The following is a 14,423-nucleotide window of genomic DNA, read 5'->3' on the forward strand; positions in this document are numbered from 1 at the left end:
AGGCACCTTCCGACAATTCCGCGGTATGACGGGCCGGACGCAGCCGGCTCCGTTATTCACAACCGGCGATCAGTCCCACCAGATATCAAACAGGTCGCTGACTTTCACGTCCGCCATATTGCGCGCTTCCAGCCATTTTTTCACCAGCTCGCGGTGCTCTTCCGTGCAGTGCCCCATTTTCTGCAGGCAGATCAGACCTTCCCACTGCAGATAGCCGCTGCCGTCGAAGGCCAGACCGTTAGGCTCGATCACTTCATCAATAAAGGCGTCCAGGGTTGCGTCGATATCCTCAACCGCGGTGCCTTCGGCAAAGCGCCAGGCGACGGAGAAGCCCAGTTCCTGAAACTCTTCGATATGCAACTTTTTACGTAAACGACGACTGCGGTTCTTAGCCATTATGCTTTCCTCTCAAACATCAAATCCCAAACGCCATGTCCCAGACGCTGGCCGCGTAATTCAAATTTGGTTAACGGACGCGATGCCGGACGCGGGACGTAATCGCCGGTTTCCGACTGATTACGGTAGCCTTCCACGCCGCTCATCACCTCTAACATATGTTCCGCATAGTGTTGCCAGTCGGTGGCCATATGGAACACGCCGCCGACCTTCAGCTTGCGCAGCACCAGCTCGACAAACGGCGTCTGCACGATGCGGCGTTTATTATGGCGCGCCTTATGCCACGGATCCGGGAAGAACAGCTGCACCATCTCCAGCGAGCCGTCCGGGATCATATTCTCCAGCACCTCCACCGCGTCATGACACATCACGCGCAGGTTGCTGAGCCCCGCCTCATGAGCGTCGGCCAGGCAGGCGCCCACGCCCGGCGAGTGGACTTCTATCCCTAAAAAGTTCTGCTGCGGGTTGTTGCCCGCCATGGTCACCAGCGAGGCGCCCATGCCAAAACCAATTTCCAGCACCACCGGCGCATCGCGGCCGAACAGCGCGGTCAGGTCGACAGGCTGCGTCTGATATTCCACGCCCATCACCGGCCAGTAGTGGTCCAGCGCGTGCTGCTGGCCTTTGGTCAGCCGCCCCTGGCGGCGCACAAAACTGCGGATGCGGCGCATGGCGCGGCCGTTTTCATCGAATTCCGGGGAGATGACGTCATTAATCATAGTGCTTTCTGTCTGTTTGGCTGCCAATTAGGGAAAGGCGCATTATGCAAAGATAGTCCGGTTTAGCAAGTGTTCATCTTCTCTGTGCGGCATCTTTCCCGCCGCCGGGGACGCGGATAGCGTCAGCGTCGGAAAGTTCCGGTTTACACCACCACCGCACTATGCTGCAATCGCGCATCAATATCTGTCTGATACGAAACCCGATTATGATGCAAGCCCGCCAGTTCTCGCACCAGGTGCTTGAATGGTACCAACGCTACGGGCGCAAAACGCTGCCGTGGCAATTAGATAAAACGCCCTATCAAGTATGGCTCTCCGAGGTGATGTTGCAACAGACCCAGGTTGCCACCGTCATTCCATACTTTCAGCGGTTTATGGCGCGTTTTCCCACCGTCAGCCAGCTGGCCGCCGCGCCGCTGGACGAAGTGCTGCATCTGTGGACCGGGCTTGGCTACTACGCGCGCGCGCGTAATCTGCACAAGGCGGCGCAGACCATTGTCGCACAACACGGCGGCGAATTCCCGACCAGCTTCGAAGAAATCGCCGCGCTGCCCGGCATCGGCCGCTCCACCGCCGGCGCTATTTTATCGCTGTCGCTGGGGCAGCACTATCCGATCCTCGACGGCAACGTCAAACGCGTGCTGGCGCGCTGCTACGCGGTAGAAGGCTGGCCGGGTAAAAAGCCGGTGGAAAACCGCCTGTGGCAGCTCAGCGGCGAGGTCACCCCGGCGCAGGGCGTCGGCCAGTTTAACCAGGCGATGATGGATCTCGGCGCGATGGTCTGCACCCGCTCGAAGCCGAAGTGCGAACTGTGCCCGCTCAGCGGCGGCTGCATCGCCTATGCCAACCACAGCTGGGCCAACTATCCGGGCAAGAAGCCGAAGCAGACGCTGCCGGAAAAAACCGCCTACTTCCTGCTGCTGCAACAGGGCGAACGCGTCTGGCTGCAGCAGCGCCCGGCGGTCGGCCTGTGGGGCGGCCTGTTCTGTTTCCCGCAGTTCGCCGTCCGGCAGGAGATGGAACTCTGGCTGCAGCAGCGGGGTCTGAACGCAGAGCACGCGCAGCAGCTGACGGCGTTTCGCCATACCTTCAGCCATTTCCATCTGGATATCGTGCCGATGTGGCTGCCGCTCGACAACGCCGGCGGCGCCATGGATGAAGGCGACGGTCTCTGGTATAACTTAGCGCAGCCGCCGTCGGTCGGGCTGGCCGCACCTGTTGAGCGCCTGCTGCAACAGCTGGTCAAGCAGCCGCCGACCCAATCGAATCTATTTGGCAACAGCGCCACCGATGAGGAACTAGCATGAGCAGAACCATTTTTTGTACCTACCTGCAGCGCGACGCCGAAGGGCAGGATTTCCAACTGTATCCGGGCGAGCTGGGTAAACGCATCTTCAACGAAATCTCGAAAGAAGCCTGGGGCGAGTGGATGAAGAAACAGACCATGCTGATCAACGAGAAAAAGCTCAATATGATGAACCCGGACGACCGCAAGCTGCTGGAGGCGGAGATGGTGCGCTTCCTGTTTGAGGGCCACGACGTCCACATCGAAGGCTACACGCCGCCGAGCGAATAACCTGTTTCGGGGCCGGCGCTGGCCCCTGCAATGCCCGATTACATTCATCAAAATACGGCTTAAGATGAAGAAAATTTTAGCTTTGCTAGTGATAGCACCTTTATTGATTTCCTGTTCCGGTAAAAAAAGCGATGAGTTCAACGAAGCCTGGGTGAAAGACACCAACGGCTTCGACATTCTGATGGGGCAGTTCGCCCACAACATCGAAAATATCTGGGGTCTGAACGAAGTTCTGATCGCCGGGCCGAAGGATTACGTCAAATATACCGACCAGTATCTGACGCGCAGCCACATCAACTTTGATGCCGGCACCATCACCTTTGAAACCATCTCGCCGACCGATCCGGCCGCCAGCCTGCGCAAGGCGATCGTCACCACCCTGCTGATGGGCGACGACCCGAGCTCGGTCGATCTCTACTCCGACGCCAACGATATCCAGATCAGTAAGGAACCGTTCCTGTACGGCCAGGTAGTGGATAACAACGGCCAGCCGATCCGCTGGGAGTGGCGCGCGGCGCACTTCGCCGACTATCTGGTGCAGAACAAGCTGCAAAAACGCACCTCCGGCCTGCACGTGATCTATTCGATCACCATTCAGCTGGTGCCGAACCACCTGGACAAACGTGCGCACAAGTACCTGCCGATGGTGCGTAAGGCCTCGGAGAAATACGGCGTGGAAGAGTCGCTGATTCTGGCGATTATGCAGACCGAATCCAGCTTTAACCCGTATGCGGTCAGCGGTTCCGACGCGCTCGGCCTGATGCAGGTGGTGCAGCACACCGCCGGCAAGGACGTGTTCCAGATGCACGGCAAATGGGGCAAGCCAAGCCGCAGCTACCTGTTCGATCCGGCGAATAATATCGATACCGGCACCGCCTATCTGGCGATTCTGCAGAACAACTACCTGGGCGGCATCAAAAACCCGACCTCGCGGCGCTACGCGGTGATCACCGCCTACAACGGCGGCGCCGGCAGCGTGCTGCGCGTGTTCTCCAGCAACCGCAGCAAGGCGTTTGACGTCATCAACGACATGCAGCCGGGCGATGTGTACACCACCCTGACCACCAAGCACCCGGCCAGCGAGTCGCGGCGCTATCTGGTGAAGGTGAACACCGCCCAGAAGAGCTATCGTCGCCGTTAGTAACGCAAACAGGGGCGCAATGCGCCCCTGTTTTTTCCTCACGCCATGCGGCGGTTACTACGGCTTGACCACGTAACCGAAGATCCGCTTCCAGCCGTGGTCCTTCTTCTCGACATACACGCCCTGCAGCTCAGGCGAAAAGCCCGGCAGGCGGTTAATCCCCTCTTCCAGCGCCAGGAAATAACGCTGTACCGCGCCGCCCCACGCTTCTCCCGGCACCACGCACAGCACGCCCGGCGGATAAGGCAGCGCCCCTTCGGCGGCAATGCGCCCTGCCGCCTGGGCAATCGGCACCAGTTCGACGTTATCGCGGACAAACTCCACGTTGGCGTCCTGCGGGTTCATCATCACCGGCGGGAAGTGCGCCTGACGGAACATCTCTTTTTGCAGCTGTTTCACGTCATGGCTGACATACAGATCGTGCATTTCCTGGCACAGCTGACGAATGCTGTAGTCGCGGTAGCGGCGTTCATGCTTGCGGTAGACCGTCGGCAGCACCTCGCTAAGCGGCGCATCCTGCTCAATGTAGCGCTCGAACTGCACCAGCTTGTCCACCAGCAGCGCCATTTTGGCCGGGTTTTCCGCCGGGGTCAGCAGGAACAGGATTGAGTTAAGGTCACATTTTTCCGGCACGATGCCGTTTTCCCGCAGGAAGTCGGCCAGAATCGCCGCCGGTACGCCAAACTCGCTGTACTGTCCGGTCTGGGCGTCAATACCCGGCGTGGTCAGCAGCAGCTTGCACGGGTCGACCAGATACTGCTCCTGCGCATAGCCGGCAAAGCCGTGCCAGGCCGCGTCCGGCTCAAAGGTGAAGAAGCGTGCGTCGCCGGCGATATGCTCGCTGTCAAAGCTCTGCCACGGCTGCCCGTCCACCTGCGGCGGAATAAACGGCCGCAGCTGGCTGCAGCGCTGCAGCAGCTGTTTGCGCGTTTCAATCCCCAGCAGTACGCAGTCCATCCACATGCGCCGCCCCGCCTCGCCGGCGTGCATTTTGGCATTGACGTCCAGCGCGGCGAACAGCGGGTAAAACGGGCTGGTCGACGCATGCAGCATAAAGGCGTTATTCAGGTGCTTATGGTTACAGTGGCGCTTCTGCCCCTTGATATGGTCGTCTTTCTTGTGGATTTGCGACGTCTGTGAAAAACCCGCCTGCTGCTTGTGCACCGACTGGGTGACGAAGATGCCCGGATCGTGCTCGTCCAGCTCCAGCAGCAGCGGCGAACACTCCTTCAGCATCGGGATAAAGCCTTCATAGCCCACCCAGGCGGAATCAAACAGAATGTAATCGCACAGGTGGCCGATGGTGTCGATCACCTGCCGGGCGTTGTAGATAGTGCCGTCGTAAGTCCCGAGCTGAATAATCGCCAGCCGGAACGGCCGCGCCGTCTCGGCCTTGTCCGGCGCCACCTCGCGGATTTGCTGGCGTAAATACTCCTCGTTAAAGCAGCGGGCGTCGATGCCGCCGATAAAACCAAACGGATTGCGCGCGGTCTCCAGATAGACCGGCGTGGCGCCCGCCTGAATCAGCGCGCCGTGATGGTTGGACTTATGGTTATTACGATCGAACAGCACCAGATCGCCGCGCGTCAGCAGCGCGTTGGTCACCACCTTGTTGGCTGCGGAGGTGCCGTTAAGCACAAAGTAGGTTTTATCAGCGTTGAACACCCGCGCGGCGTGCTTTTGCGCATCCTTCGCCGATCCTTCATGGATCAGCAAATCGCCCAGCTTCACGTCGGCGTTGCACATATCGGAACGGAACAGGGTTTCGCCATAGAAATCATAGAACTGGCGGCCGGCCGGATGTTTGCGGAAGAACTCGCCCCCCTGATGCCCCGGGCAGGCAAAGGTGGCGTTTTCCATTTCCACATAGGTTTTCAGCGTTTTGAAAAACGGCGGCAGCAGCGCCTGCTCATAGGCATCCGCCGCGGCTTCCAGCTGCGCCATATAAAACGCCTTGCTGGCGCCGCTCAGGGTGAAAACGCCGGTGACCAGCGGCAGGTAATCCGGTGAAAGCTGCTCTTCGCCCTCTACCGCGACAAAGGCCGGAATGTTAAACCCGGTCGCCTGCAGGCGCGCCAGAACGCCGTCGCTCACGTCGTCGACGGAAACCACCACCGCCGCCACGTCGGTATAGTCGGTGTGTTCGACGCGCACAACCTGGCGCAGGGTTTCAATGCTGGCGACCAAACTGGCGCTGGTTGCGATTTTCAATTCTTTCATAGAGCTGACTCTCAAACTGTGCAGGATGAGGCGGTGCCGCCGGCACCTGACAAGATAACCCGCAGTTACCCGGTAAATAACGCCTGCGGCGACCCGCGGACGCGAAACAGGCGGCGCAAGGTTATCGGGAACTGGCTTCAGCAGCAACCGATAGACATCAGTAAAATCAGCGTGATAGCGCTATTTTTAATAATGCCTAACAGCGAGCATAAAGATGGGCTTACCGCATAGCCGGCGGGAAACTGGCGGCGTAGTCGCGGGGAACGCTCGGGAAACCGCAAAATATCAGCAGATGTGTGGCGCGTAATCGCGCTGACGTCATAAACCCCGTCATACCTGTAATCCTCTGCGGCAGTGAAAATTTGCGCAATGATTACATGTTTTTTTATACGCATCAAGACGGCAGCAAACGCGCCTCAGTCAGAGGGGAAAATATCACTTATTGATTATTCGATGAGGTTAAAACAAACAACCGTTTAGGCTGCGTATACCCTAAATAATTCGAGTTGCAGGAAGGCGGCAAGGGAAGGAGTCCCGATGAGCTGACTCAGGTCAGTGATTCGGGTGACTGAGCGCAGCCAACGCATCTGCAGCTTGAAGTATGACGGGGAGTTACCCTAAATAATTCGAGTTGCAGGAAGGCGGCAAGGGAAGGAATCCCGATGAGCTGACTCAGGTCAGTGATTCGGGTGACTGAGCGCAGCCAACGCATCTGCAGCTTGAAGTATGACGGGTATATTTATATGGCTGATTCAGCGCAGTTCTCTGCGCTGAATCAGGAGGCGTTAGAACAGATTAAACTTGTAATCGACCTGCAGTTCGATCGAGTGGTTCTGTGCCCGCATCGGTTTACCGTCGGCGGTCAGCTTCGGCCGGTTGTTCTGGCTTTGGTAGTTCCAGGACGGCCCGCCGGACAGCTGCAGGCTGAGATCTTTCACCGCGGACGGCGTCCAGCGCGAGTACATCAGGGTTTCACCGCGCTGGATGCCGTGCCCCTGGTACTTCATGCCCCAACCGTAGTTGGTCACCATCCCCATTTCAACTTCCGGCGTGACGGCGTAGCCAAAGGTCCAGGCCACCATTTTTTCGTTGTTGCCGACATAGTCGTTGCCCCAGCTGTCGGCCATCGAGTTAAAGGTGCCGCGGCTGAGCTTCGCCAGGTGCCATTCGAAACGTCCCAGTCCCTGAGAGAGCTGCGCGCGCGTATAGGAGAAGCCGGCCTTGTTTTTCCAGCGTCCGGCCTGCCAGTTCACCGACAGCGCGGCATGGTAAGCATCGCGGTCGAAGGTTTTCTTGCTCGGCGACATGCTGGTCCAGTCCTGCAGACCGTGGTTCATATAGAGCTGGGTGCCGAGCACGGCGCGGTAGTCCGCCAGCATCGCCGGCCGCCAGTCAATCTCCAGGCCGTGGCGCTGGAGATAGTTATGGCTTTCACCGAAGAAGTAGCGGGCGGCGTATTCGCGCTGCGTATAGCTCAGCTCGCCGGTTGCAATCTGGCTGATCTGCTTTTTATCGGCGGTGCGGAAGTGCACTTTATCCGGGGAATCCCTGTCGCTGTAGCGCGTGACATAGGCGCCGCGCAGGCGCAGCGGCCCGCTGCCGGTTTCCCCACGCCAGCCCAGATAGGTGCTTGGAATGGCGCGGGTAGAGTTGTTCAGCGCCCCCCACTTTTTAATTTGCTGCCAGCCGCCGTAGAGACGCAGGTAGGTATCATCATCCCCCAGGCGCGCCTTCATATACAGCTGCCCCAGCTTGTTAAAGCCTTTCGCCCGGCCGTCGTCGTTATACAACACGCTGCGCCCCCAGAAGTCATCGCTGGCGGCCAGTTTGACCACGCCATAGTAGGATGCGTCCATTCCGAGCATATCGTTGATATAGCCCGACTGGTAATCCAGCGTAATGCCCTGCCCCCACGCGGTCTGGTTGGAGCGCGAGCCGTAATCTTCCGTGCTCAGGTTTTTAAATACGTGGCGAAAGGAGAGGTCGGCATGGCTGTCGTCAACAAAATCGGCAAAAACGCCGCCGAGTTTTTTATTTTCCGCCGCATCGACATTAAAAGCCGCCAGTGCCGCCAGAGGTAACATCATTAACAAATTACTTTTTTTACATCCCATTTTTTTATTTTTCATAGAAAAGCTCCGTTTTCTATTTCGCCCAGGTATTGAAGTTAAGTAATAAAGAGGGCTGGCGCCCTCGGTTGATGGTGCGCGTTTACGGGCTTTACCTGTTCCGGTAAAGCCCGTGTGTTATTTATTTCTTGAGTACTAAATTATTTTTTATTCGCAGAAGGACTCTGCAGGTCAACCTTATAAATCGCAAAGCCGATGTCGTCTTTGCCGACATAGGTCATCGGATGCTGCGCCGACTGCTTGATAAGCTGCGCGGCATGCTCATCAGGCGAGGTCTCCATACGGATATCCAGCTTTTTCTCCGACGCGATCGGCGCAATGCTCCAGCCGTTCTGCGCCACCGGCGCATACTGGCCGTGCTGCTGGGTTTGGCGATTGATATAGTCGGCGATGATCGAACGCACTTCATCCGGCGCATTGATCACCACGTTCTTGTCGCCGGTGCCGGGGAATTTGCCGGTAAAGGCGCGGTAGTTGTTCACCGCTACCAGGAACTCGGCATTGTCATCCAGCGGCTTGCCCTGATAGGTGACCGAGGCAATGCGCTGCGCCTGCGGATTGATCAGGTTGCAGTCCACGTCATAGCGCGCCGGCTTGGTCACATCGATCTGGTAGCTGAGTTTATCGAACATATCGAAGTTGTAGGCACGGAAACCGTCCCAGTTCAGCAGCGACTGCGGCGCTTCGCTGTTCGGGTCGATCTGGTTATACATCCCCGCCGAGCACTCCAGCCACTGCTTCACATCCTTGCCCTTCACGCGCACGGCGGCGAGGGTGTTGGCATATTGATACAGCTGCGCCGCGTTGCGGAAGCTCAGATCGCCCTTGGCGATATCGACAAAGTCATCCGGCGCGTTTTTGCGGCCGCCCACTTTAAACGGCGCGGCGGCGGTCAGCACCGGCAGATCGGCCAGATCCGGATCGCCCTGAATCATGCGTTCCACATAGGCGCGCTGCGCATCGCGGATCACCTGCATCGCCGCCGTATCCTGCACCAGGGCCAGATAGGAGTCGATGCCGGCGGCCAGCTTGCCGATCGGCTTGTTGACGTATTCACGCGTGCTGTCGTGGGCATTTTTCAGCGCCTCGACCAGCTCCGGCTTCGCCGCCACCAGCGACTTACCCGCCTTACTGTCATAAATAGGACGCGCCTCGGCCTTGCCGGACGTCACCTGCCATTTGCCCTCTTCACCTTCCAGCACCAGATCGATCACCCCCAGATGATCGGCCCAGCGGCCCGGCATCACGGCCGGCACGCCGTTTACCGTGCCCTTGGCGATATCCACGCCCGGCAGCGCAGCAAAGCTGGCGCTCGGGAAGACCCCGTGGGAGTGGCCAAAGGCGATGGCGTTAATGCCCGGCACCTGCGACAGGTAGTAGGTCGAGTTTTCCGCCAGCGCTTTGTACGGGTCGGCGGAGATGCCGGAGTGGGCAATGGCGATGACCACGTCGGCGCCCTCTTTACGCATCTGCGGCACCAGCTTTTTCGCCGTTTCGGTGATGTCTTTCACCACCACTTTGCCTTCCAGATGGGCGCGGTCCCACAGGGCGATCTGCGGCGGCACAAAGCCGATATAGCCGATGCGCAGGTTATGCGTTTTACCTTCGCTGTCCTTCACCGGCGTATCGACAATCAGATACTGTTTGAAGTACGGCTTCTCGCCGTCGGCATGGTAGACGTTGGCGTTGATGTACGGGAACTTGGCGCCGCTCAGCGCCTGCTGCAAGTAATCCAGCCCGTAGTTGAACTCGTGGTTACCCACGCTGCCCACCGCGTAGTCCAGACGGTTCATCGCCTGATAAACCGGGTGCACGTCGCCTTTCTTCAGGTGCGCCGCGGCATAGTCGGCCATCGGGCTGCCCTGAATCACGTCGCCGTTATCCACCAGCACGCTGTTGTCTACTTCCGCCCGCGCCGCATCGATCAGCGTGGCGGCGCGCACCAGCCCGTGCTGGGCCGTGGCGCGATCCTTGTAGTAGTCGTAATCCATCATGTTGCCGTGCATATCCGTGGTTTCCATCACCCGCAGATTCACCGTGGCGGCGTGGCAGACACCGGATATCATCACTGCTAATAACGTCACTTTACTGACTGATTTTAATAGTTTCATGCTTACTTTCCCTGTGTGTAAAAAATTGGCCGCCCGGCGGCCAAACTGCCCCGATGTGGCTGGCTTAAAACAGCAGCCCCACCACCGTCGCATTCAAGAAGCTGACCAGCGTTGAGCCGTACAGCAATTTCAGACCAAAGCGCGCCGCGGTATTCCCCTGCTTGCTGTCCAGCGCCTTGATCGCGCCGACGATGATGCCGATGGAGGAGAAGTTGGCGAACGACACCATAAATACCGAGATGATCGCCACGGTGCGTTCGGAGAAGTTAAAATCACCCTGCGAGAAGTTCAGCATCGCAACAAATTCGTTGCTGACGATCTTGGTTGCCATCAGGCTGCCGGCCTGCACCGCCTCATGCCACGGTACGCCGATCAGGAACGCCAGCGGCGAGAACAGGTAGCCGAGAATATCCTGGAAAGAGATGCCGAACAGCGCAGCGAAGATGGCGTTGGCCATGGCGATTAAGGCGATAAAGCCAATCAGCATCGCGCCGACGATCACCGCCACTTTAAAGCCGTCGAGGATGTACTCGCTCAGTACTTCAAAGAAGCTCTGCTTTTCCCCTTCGCTGACGTCCAGCAGGTCTTCCTGCGGGTTCACCTGGTAAGGGTTGATCAGCGACGCCATGATAAAGCCGCCGAACAGGTTCAGGATTAACGCCGTCACCACGTAGCGCGGCTCCAGCATCACCATATAGGCGCCGATAATCGACATCGAGACCGTCGACATCGCCGAGGTGCACAGCGTATACAGACGATGCTCCGGCAACAGGCCGAGCTGTTTCTTCACCGAGATAAACACTTCAGACTGGCCGAGGATCGCCGACGCCACCGCGTTATAGGATTCCAGACGCCCCATGCCGTTGATTTTGCTGAGCCCGAGGCCGATATACTTGATGATAAAGCCCAGAATGCGCCAGTGCTGCAAAATGCCGATCAGCGCGGAGATAAACACGATAGGCAGTAATACCGACAGGAAGAACGAGATCTCCCCTTTATTCAGCAGGCCGCCGAACACAAAGTTGACGCCTTCATTGGCGTAGGCCAGCAGATGGCCGAATACCCCGGCCACGGCGGCGATGCCGGTATTGCCGGCGTCCGTTTTCAGCAGTAACAATGCCATAACAAATTGGCACAACAACATCACACCCAGCGGACGGTAGCGAATATTTTTACGGTTATTGCTCACCAAAACTGCCAAAGCATAAATAACCAAAATGCTTAATATACCAATGAGATACTTCATATTTCTTCCCCGGGAAATTGTATGCCGCCCTGTCAGGGCGCATAGCCATACATATAAAAATGTTATTATAGGAACATATCAGACCAGCAATGTTATTAAAGTGACATTGAGCACAAAAAAGCCATTGTTCAACGGGAAACGCATGATTAATGGTTAAATTTTCGTTAAAACTGGCAGGCGGCAGTAAAAAGGGGCAGACAGGCGGCAGACGGGGAAAGAGTGCGGGAACGACAGCGGCGGCAGAGTCTGTGAACGCCCTGCCGGGTTGCAACGGATTGACTAAAAATGGAGCAACCAAACGCATTGCGGCAGAAAGCCGTTGACGGCTCCCGGCCTTTACGGTTTAATGCGCCCCGTTGCCCGGATAGCTCAGTCGGTAGAGCAGGGGATTGAAAATCCCCGTGTCCTTGGTTCGATTCCGAGTCCGGGCACCATATTCAGAAAAACCCGCCTATGGCGGGTTTTTCGCTTTCTGGGATACGGAATCGTCATCAAACTCTGCTTGCAAAGCCAGCTTCCCCCCTTATACGCTCCCCCCTGCCATGCCACAGCACGCCATCCCCCATGGAGGATTCACTTATTGAGGCTTTTCCTGAATTTTTTGGGAGTTGTCGACTCTTCCTTTCTAAACACCCCTCAGCACTGGGAGGAAAATAATGTTTTTCATAGATATTATAGGGTCTTAAATTTATTGCTTATCAAAAAATGAATATTATGTGCCCCACACTTCTTTCATGACATTGATCATAACGGCTGAAAGGACAAAATGTTTAAGCACAATAGCCATCCAATATTGATATACGCCCCCATCGGAAAAAACGGACTTGAGTTTAATCCTATGGGGTCATCAGTTAAGTGAAATAATACCGAGTTATGATTTCTTTCTCGCTGCAGCAAGCGATGCGCTACCAGCAATACACGCTATCGCCAATAAAAGCACTACCGTAAGCCCTAACAGCATCGGAGTAAAACCAGGCACCCATGTCACGATAAGTGGGCCAATACTGGCGCCAACAAACAGTACAAACCCATTAAGCGCCATGCCTCCGGCGCGGTTAGGTACCGCCAGTTCTCCAAACTGCGTGATCATCGCCGGAACAGCGAGAGCCACACCAGTGACAAAGATCAAGCTGCCTATCGCTATACCAACAAGAGATTGCGATAACATGACCTCAACGGCCAATCCTGCAGCAGCCACCAAATAACCTGTTTTGGCAACACCCGGCATGCCTATCCGCGCAGCCAACGGCCCGACCAACAAGGCCATGAACATTCCCGGCAGTCCGACCAGACGCAGCATGATGACCTTGGCCGGATCAAGACCCAATCCCATCATATGCGGCCCCAATGCCGTATACATCGCAACGAAAGACAAAAGAAGCATGATGTGCGCACATGACAGTAGCAGGATAGTGGGTTGTGTAACCAGTTTACCCAATGCGACGAAACGATGCCCAAGATGCCCATCAACAACGGTGCGCCCTGGTTCCTTTACCATCACAGAAATAAATGGAATCATGATTATCAAACAGGCCCCGGTGACCAGGAAGACCCAAAACCATTCCCATCTTAACGCCATCCAACCTGCTAGCACTTGTCCAAAAATTCCTGCCACGAGGAAAGACGTAGACATTGCCCCAATGGCGGTTGCCCGGTGGCGTGCCGGCATGGCTTCGGCAAGATAGGCCAACGCTACGGGGGCAAAACTGGATGCTGCCAGTCCTTGTATTATTCGCAATCCCGCTAACCATGGCAGCGAAGGCGCCATCGCACATACAAGAGTGCTCACGGACAGTGCGCTTAGCCCGATCAGAATCACTGGACGCCGACCATACTGATCGGATAATGGTCCCCAGAGCAAAAATCCTCCGGCATAAGCCAGGCTAAAACAGGTGGCCAAAGCGAATGTGACCGCTCCCGGCGTCGACGGACTGAAAGCCTGGCCGACATACGACAACAAAGGAATGGACAGATAAAGCTGACTCAACACCAACAACGCAACAACAACCATGAGTATGACAACCTTTCCGTTCGCCGAATACGCTTGATTAAGGCGCGCAGCTTCTCCTGAACCATGATTCGTCGGAGCAGTAACCTGTGAATGTTCAGTCATCGTATCCAACCTCCGTGGTTGACACCGTCTTTCCAATAATGACGGAATGTACCTGTCGTGCGGTATAGAGTTCCCAAAACTGTTTAGCGACGTCTTCCGGAGCGATCGTATGACTTTCTCCATCGCCGCCCGGCGTCCCCGTGACAAAGCCATTGACGATAATCTCACCGACATAGATGCCATGTGGTGCAAGAGTTTGCACCAAAAGGTTTGTGGCTTTGTGTTGCGCGGCTACGCCGATAGCAAGTGCTGCATATTGAGTGGCAAAAGCGTTAATTTGCGGTGTATCAAGCGCCATAATACCGCTGGTAGCGAGTACCGCCCCCTTAGAAGCAACAAGGTCGGTCAGACACTCTTGCACTGCGGTGATATAACCGGTAACTCGGGTCGAGAAGCTTTGGTTCAGCTCCTCAGGCAATGTGGACAACAGATCGCCTTCAGTATCAAGAAAAGCGTTCCAGTGCAAAATACCAATAGGGCCCAGCATTTCACGTGCATCCGTAATAGCGCTTCGTATTGCATCGTTCTTGCTCACGTCAGCAGGAAAAGATCGAACATTCATACCTTCAGACGTCAATTCTGCTACCGCATCAGCAAGGCGCCGAGCATTGCGCGCAATCAGCGCAACAGGGTAACCCGCCTTGCCAAAACGGCGCGCAAGAGCATGGGATATACCAGGACCATGTCCACAAATAAGGACAGTATTCTTCATTGTTCCAGACTCCTTTCAACATGAAACCAAAACTCCAACGTTTTAGTTGGATTTGACTAT

General features: G+C 56.5%; 12 protein-coding genes and 1 tRNA gene. 4 read left to right on the top strand and 9 right to left on the bottom strand.

The features are described from left to right. Window positions 1-69: 69 nt before the first annotated feature. Both I6G83_RS02885 and trmB read right to left on the bottom strand, forming a co-directional pair. Window positions 70-396: a YggL family protein gene (locus I6G83_RS02885; protein ID WP_015673805.1), complete on the bottom strand. Its 327-nt coding sequence runs from the start codon at window positions 394-396 to the stop codon at window positions 70-72. Next, on the bottom strand, window positions 396-1,115 hold the full coding sequence (trmB, locus tag I6G83_RS02890; protein ID WP_054305186.1) for a tRNA (guanosine(46)-N7)-methyltransferase TrmB: 720 nt from the start codon (window positions 1,113-1,115) through the stop codon (window positions 396-398). Before trmB ends, I6G83_RS02885 begins: the two co-directional genes overlap by 1 nt. A 161-nt stretch (window positions 1,116-1,276) precedes the next feature. Here trmB and mutY point away from each other — a divergent pair, with 161 nt between their 5' ends. The 3 genes from mutY to mltC all read left to right on the top strand — a co-directional run bounded on the left by mutY (window position 1,277) and on the right by mltC (window position 3,832). Beyond that, the gene (mutY, locus tag I6G83_RS02895) at window positions 1,277-2,422 is read left to right on the top strand and encodes an A/G-specific adenine glycosylase (RefSeq protein WP_054305185.1); all 1,146 of its coding nucleotides are present in this window, start codon (window positions 1,277-1,279) and stop codon (window positions 2,420-2,422) included. Next, the gene (locus I6G83_RS02900; RefSeq protein WP_015673808.1) at window positions 2,419-2,691 is read left to right on the top strand and encodes an oxidative damage protection protein; all 273 of its coding nucleotides are present in this window, start codon (window positions 2,419-2,421) and stop codon (window positions 2,689-2,691) included. The genes mutY and I6G83_RS02900 overlap by 4 nt, the downstream gene beginning before the upstream one ends. A gap of 64 nt (window positions 2,692-2,755) precedes the next feature. Continuing rightward, window positions 2,756-3,832 (top strand): membrane-bound lytic murein transglycosylase MltC, encoded by a 1,077-nt coding sequence (mltC, locus tag I6G83_RS02905; protein ID WP_054305184.1) that lies wholly within the window; start codon window positions 2,756-2,758, stop codon window positions 3,830-3,832. Window positions 3,833-3,889: 57 nt separating this feature from the next. On the opposite strand, the gene speF is transcribed toward mltC, so the two are convergent. The 5 genes from speF to I6G83_RS02930 all read right to left on the bottom strand — a co-directional run bounded on the left by speF (window position 3,890) and on the right by I6G83_RS02930 (window position 11,842). After that, on the bottom strand, window positions 3,890-6,052 hold the full coding sequence (gene speF / locus I6G83_RS02910) for an ornithine decarboxylase SpeF (protein WP_054305183.1): 2,163 nt from the start codon (window positions 6,050-6,052) through the stop codon (window positions 3,890-3,892). A gap of 785 nt (window positions 6,053-6,837) precedes the next feature. Next, window positions 6,838-8,139 (bottom strand): OprD family outer membrane porin, encoded by a 1,302-nt coding sequence (locus I6G83_RS02915; protein WP_232238941.1) that lies wholly within the window; start codon window positions 8,137-8,139, stop codon window positions 6,838-6,840. A 182-nt stretch (window positions 8,140-8,321) separates the two neighbouring features. Then, window positions 8,322-10,292 (bottom strand): bifunctional 2',3'-cyclic-nucleotide 2'-phosphodiesterase/3'-nucleotidase, encoded by a 1,971-nt coding sequence (locus tag I6G83_RS02920; protein ID WP_054307900.1) that lies wholly within the window; start codon window positions 10,290-10,292, stop codon window positions 8,322-8,324. A 64-nt stretch (window positions 10,293-10,356) separates the two neighbouring features. Continuing rightward, on the bottom strand, window positions 10,357-11,538 hold the full coding sequence (locus I6G83_RS02925) for a NupC/NupG family nucleoside CNT transporter (RefSeq protein WP_054307899.1): 1,182 nt from the start codon (window positions 11,536-11,538) through the stop codon (window positions 10,357-10,359). Beyond that, entirely contained in the window at window positions 11,471-11,842 is a 372-nt protein-coding gene (locus I6G83_RS02930) for a hypothetical protein (protein WP_162490688.1), read from the bottom strand. The genes I6G83_RS02925 and I6G83_RS02930 overlap by 68 nt, the downstream gene beginning before the upstream one ends. Before the next feature lie 54 nt (window positions 11,843-11,896). Here I6G83_RS02930 and I6G83_RS02935 point away from each other — a divergent pair. Continuing rightward, window positions 11,897-11,972: transfer RNA gene (locus I6G83_RS02935), tRNA-Phe, on the top strand. Between the two features lie 437 nt (window positions 11,973-12,409). Here I6G83_RS02935 and I6G83_RS02940 read toward each other — a convergent pair. Together I6G83_RS02940 and I6G83_RS02945 are read right to left on the bottom strand one after the other, a co-directional pair. Then, window positions 12,410-13,651, bottom strand: a complete 1,242-nt coding sequence (locus I6G83_RS02940) for an MFS transporter (RefSeq protein WP_082394665.1) — start codon at window positions 13,649-13,651, stop codon at window positions 12,410-12,412. Then, a complete protein-coding gene (locus I6G83_RS02945; RefSeq protein ID WP_054306252.1) occupies window positions 13,644-14,363 on the bottom strand; it encodes an SDR family NAD(P)-dependent oxidoreductase in 720 nt (239 codons plus the stop codon). Before I6G83_RS02945 ends, I6G83_RS02940 begins: the two co-directional genes overlap by 8 nt. Window positions 14,364-14,423: the final 60 nt, after the last annotated feature.

Origin of the sequence: Serratia rubidaea (assembly GCF_016026735.1) — a bacterium.
In the GTDB taxonomy this organism is placed as follows: domain Bacteria; phylum Pseudomonadota; class Gammaproteobacteria; order Enterobacterales; family Enterobacteriaceae; genus Serratia_B; species Serratia_B rubidaea.

What these genes read in the sequence shown, in the direction of transcription:
- I6G83_RS02885 (WP_015673805.1), bottom strand. Translation starts at nt 396, where the DNA reads ATGGCTAAGAACCGCAGTCGTCGTTTACGTAAAAAGTTGCATATCGAA.
- trmB (WP_054305186.1), bottom strand. Translation starts at nt 1,115, where the DNA reads ATGATTAATGACGTCATCTCCCCGGAATTCGATGAAAACGGCCGCGCC.
- mutY (WP_054305185.1), top strand. Translation starts at nt 1,277, where the DNA reads ATGCTGCAATCGCGCATCAATATCTGTCTGATACGAAACCCGATTATG.
- I6G83_RS02900 (WP_015673808.1), top strand. Translation starts at nt 2,419, where the DNA reads ATGAGCAGAACCATTTTTTGTACCTACCTGCAGCGCGACGCCGAAGGG.
- mltC (WP_054305184.1), top strand. Translation starts at nt 2,756, where the DNA reads ATGAAGAAAATTTTAGCTTTGCTAGTGATAGCACCTTTATTGATTTCC.
- speF (WP_054305183.1), bottom strand. Translation starts at nt 6,052, where the DNA reads ATGAAAGAATTGAAAATCGCAACCAGCGCCAGTTTGGTCGCCAGCATT.
- I6G83_RS02915 (WP_232238941.1), bottom strand. Translation starts at nt 8,139, where the DNA reads ATGATGTTACCTCTGGCGGCACTGGCGGCTTTTAATGTCGATGCGGCG.
- I6G83_RS02920 (WP_054307900.1), bottom strand. Translation starts at nt 10,292, where the DNA reads ATGAAACTATTAAAATCAGTCAGTAAAGTGACGTTATTAGCAGTGATG.
- I6G83_RS02925 (WP_054307899.1), bottom strand. Translation starts at nt 11,538, where the DNA reads ATGAAGTATCTCATTGGTATATTAAGCATTTTGGTTATTTATGCTTTG.
- I6G83_RS02930 (WP_162490688.1), bottom strand. Translation starts at nt 11,842, where the DNA reads ATGCGTTTGGTTGCTCCATTTTTAGTCAATCCGTTGCAACCCGGCAGG.
- I6G83_RS02940 (WP_082394665.1), bottom strand. Translation starts at nt 13,651, where the DNA reads ATGACTGAACATTCACAGGTTACTGCTCCGACGAATCATGGTTCAGGA.
- I6G83_RS02945 (WP_054306252.1), bottom strand. Translation starts at nt 14,363, where the DNA reads ATGAAGAATACTGTCCTTATTTGTGGACATGGTCCTGGTATATCCCAT.